Origin of the sequence: Brachyspira catarrhinii, assembly GCF_005518285.1 — a bacterium.
GTDB classification, from domain to species: domain Bacteria; phylum Spirochaetota; class Brachyspiria; order Brachyspirales; family Brachyspiraceae; genus Brachyspira; species Brachyspira catarrhinii.
The window spans coordinates 1-1907 of record NZ_SJDU01000408.1 but is presented as its reverse complement, the minus strand read 5'-3'; the positions used below and the strand labels follow the sequence as shown (position 1 = coordinate 1907).

Below are 1907 nucleotides of genomic sequence, written 5' to 3'. Positions count from 1 at the left end.
ATAAAATTGCTCGCACGTCTGTGCCCCTGTGGGGGAGGCTTCGGCTTACTATTAATTATTATTTAATTCTTCACTGTTTGTAAAAATATTAAAACTTATAGCTATTTCAAAATAAATACCTTGAACAGCTGAAAAATTATTAACACTATTTCCTTGACTATCTAATTGAGGTTCGCTTCTTGAAAATTGCGGTGAAACTCCTGACAGCATCCCATTTTCATTTATATTAGCAAACCATTCGCGAGCAACTTGTTCAACTGCTAGAGGTAATATATTATAAGTTACAAAAATATCAGGCGGCTTTACTTGTTTATAAACTCTAATTACCATATTAATAGTATCTTGATAACCTAGAGGATCTCCAATATATCCGCCTCCAACACTGTTTACATTAGCTATTCCAACAAACAAAAATGATGTAGTCATATTTTCATATTTGCCTAAAATAAAACTAGGCATTTTTAAATAATCATAATTTACAAGTTTTTCATTTAATTTATTTTTTCCTTGAACAGTATTCCCTTTTAAGTCTACATATTTATCAGCAAAATAATTAATACAATCATTAATTAAATATTTTATTGCCTCATCATATTTCATAAACTATATTCCTTTACTATATCGCCGAATAAATCCTCAATTACAGCAGCAATTCTTTTTGCTTCGCCGTCTAAAAACTCTTTACTTACTCCCAAATTAACATTAATATATTTTGTTATGTCTTTACTTTTATATTTTGCTTTATATCCATATTGTATTTTATTATTTGATACTCTCTTAAAAACATCAATTTTATTTCCAACTTTCATTCCTCTCAAAAGTGCGTATCTAGTTTCACCTGTCCATATTCCTAAAAGATTTTGAGAAGGGGCAGGAAACTTTCTAAACTTAAACCAATTAGGATTATTTTTTTTAGCTCTCATTGGGTTTTGAATATTTTGTCCGCCTGTTTTAAAAATATTTTCAAAATCAGTATCTTTCCAATTAGCTAAAAATATTTCGTATTGCTGTTTATAAAAATTGCCTCGTTTTATTTCTATAGCAAGCCTTGATAAAGCATATAAAAACCTAGCTATATTATTAAATTGTTCTTCTGTTAAACTCATTATTGCTATGCTCAAACTCGGCTTATTATCAGCTCAATAATAAATTATTGAGCTAGCCTCGTTTTCCCTCCTATTGTTTAGGAACATCTCCCAAAAGAGGCACGCTGTCATAATCACTTGGTAAAGTAAGTATTGAAGATAAATCATTATTAAATGCTTCCTCTGCCCTCAATGCTTCTTCTCTAATCCAATTTATTAAATCTGTATTTGTGGCATAATTAGCAGTAAACATTTTTGCCGCTTCAAATAAAATATATTTTTTAATATTAAAGACTGGACTATTATCATCAGCATTAGGTTCAGGATAACCTTTATTGTTTAAAACTCTTTTTACTTCTAATGCTTTTCCGTCTAATAGTTTTTTTAGATATTCTACATTGATAATAGAAACATCGTTACTATCTTGATAACGAGGATCATCATTATAAGCAAAAGCCTTAAAAGTTTCTTTAAACTCTTCTACTGTTGGTGTATAATAGTCTAGTCCCATTTATGCCCCCATTTAAACTTTCTTTTTACTTTCTTCAATAGTTTTTTCTAACTCAGCAACTTTTACTTTTAAAGTTTCATTTTCTTTAGTAAGTGCCTCATTAGACTTTTCTAACTCTGTTATTTTAGTTTTTAAAGCTTTATTTTCTTTATTGTCTGCGGCAGTTTTTTCTAACTCAGCTATTTTTGATTTACATTCTTCAAGTTCTTTTTTTGTTTCTTCCAAAGCAGAAGCAGGGAATGTCTTTTGTTTTATTAATTCTTCTGCTTCTTCTTTAGTTATCTTAGCGTATCCGTCTTTAAGAGAAACTT

At 29.2% G+C, this 1907-nt stretch carries 3 protein-coding genes and 1 pseudogene; all 4 read right to left on the bottom strand.

Translation table 11 applies throughout. The features are described from left to right. Positions 1–51: 51 nt before the first annotated feature. Entirely contained in the window at positions 52–600 is a 549-nt protein-coding gene (locus EZH24_RS11010; protein WP_137999158.1) for a hypothetical protein, read from the bottom strand. Then, complete coding sequence (locus tag EZH24_RS11005; RefSeq protein WP_161976152.1) at positions 597–1106, bottom strand: hypothetical protein; 510 nt, start codon at positions 1104–1106, stop codon at positions 597–599. Before EZH24_RS11005 ends, EZH24_RS11010 begins: the two co-directional genes overlap by 4 nt. A 70-nt stretch (positions 1107–1176) precedes the next feature. Beyond that, positions 1177–1596, bottom strand: a complete 420-nt coding sequence (locus EZH24_RS11000; protein ID WP_137999156.1) for a hypothetical protein — start codon at positions 1594–1596, stop codon at positions 1177–1179. 12 nt (positions 1597–1608) lie between these two features. After that, positions 1609–1907 (bottom strand): annotated as a pseudogene (locus tag EZH24_RS14235) (hypothetical protein); the annotation flags it as partial.

What these genes read in the sequence shown, in the direction of transcription:
- EZH24_RS11010 (WP_137999158.1), bottom strand. Translation starts at nt 600, where the DNA reads ATGAAATATGATGAGGCAATAAAATATTTAATTAATGATTGTATTAAT.
- EZH24_RS11005 (WP_161976152.1), bottom strand. Translation starts at nt 1,106, where the DNA reads ATGAGTTTAACAGAAGAACAATTTAATAATATAGCTAGGTTTTTATAT.
- EZH24_RS11000 (WP_137999156.1), bottom strand. Translation starts at nt 1,596, where the DNA reads ATGGGACTAGACTATTATACACCAACAGTAGAAGAGTTTAAAGAAACT.